Raw genomic sequence first — 1,064 nt, forward strand, 5'->3', positions numbered from 1 at the left:
TCTTGCATTGGCAATTCTTATTGGTGTATTCGGTCTTCTACTTAGCTTCTTGAAAGGCGGTTCTAAACTGGTGAACCTCACCTCAGAGGGTACAGCTGGTGGCTTGCTCATTTTCTTGGGCTTGACGGGTACCATGAGCCAAATCAACTCGATTCAAGAATGGGCGGTAGGTCTACAATCTTCTACTGTTGAAGCTGGTAGCATGGGTTACGTGGGTCTGATCGTGCTTGCAGTGACTATCGCACTATACGCTTTCCTTGCAAAAGTGAACAAACGTTGGCTTGCGATTCCAGTGTGTGCTTTCACAGGCCTTATTATCGCTCTAGTGCTAGGTGCTGGTTTTGACATCAAATTCGTCACTGAAACTGGTCTACCGAATCTAAACCCTGTTTACTGGTGGGGCAGCACTGAAGAAGGTTGGATGCTCGGTCTTCCTAATATGGAACACTTCATCGCGTCACTGCCTTTTGCAATCCTAGCAGTAGCAATGTGGTCTCCTGACTTCTTAGGTCATCGTATTTTCCAAGAACTTAACTACCCTAAAAAGACTGAAAAAGTACTAATGGACGTTGATGACACAATGACTATGTGTTCTATCCGTCAGATGGTAGGTACAGCGGTAGGTGGTGGTAACATCACTTCATCTTGGGGTACTTACATGATCCCAGCAGCGATTGCAAAACGTCCAATTCCTGGCGGTGCTATCCTTCTTGGTCTTCTAGTGATGATCATCGCGATCCTTGGCTTCCCAATGGACATCGCAGTATGGCCACCAGTAATGCGTGTCGCTCTTCTTGTAGGTGTATCTCTACCTCTACTTGAAGCAGGTATGCAAATGGTGAAAGACTCTAAAGACTCTCAAGCAGCGGGTATCTGTATTTTCGGTTCTGCCGTCGTTAACCCTGTACTAGCATGGGCATTAACAATGCTACTTGATAACAACGGTCTAATTGGTGACAAAGAGCGTGCAGCTCGCCTGTCATTCGTAGACAAGATTGTGATCCCAGTAGGTGTACTTGTTATCTGTTTGGTCGCTATGCTTGCAGTTGGTATGCTAGAAGGCC

Annotated in this window: 1 protein-coding gene; it reads left to right on the top strand. The window is 46.2% G+C overall.

What is annotated here, in order from left to right; genetic code table 11:
- Nucleotides 1-1,064, top strand: a 1,064-nt coding sequence (locus R7Q48_RS24800) for a DUF3360 family protein (RefSeq protein WP_318132767.1), incomplete at both ends; no start/stop codon positions are given.

This window comes from Vibrio sp. 378, from assembly GCF_033339435.1.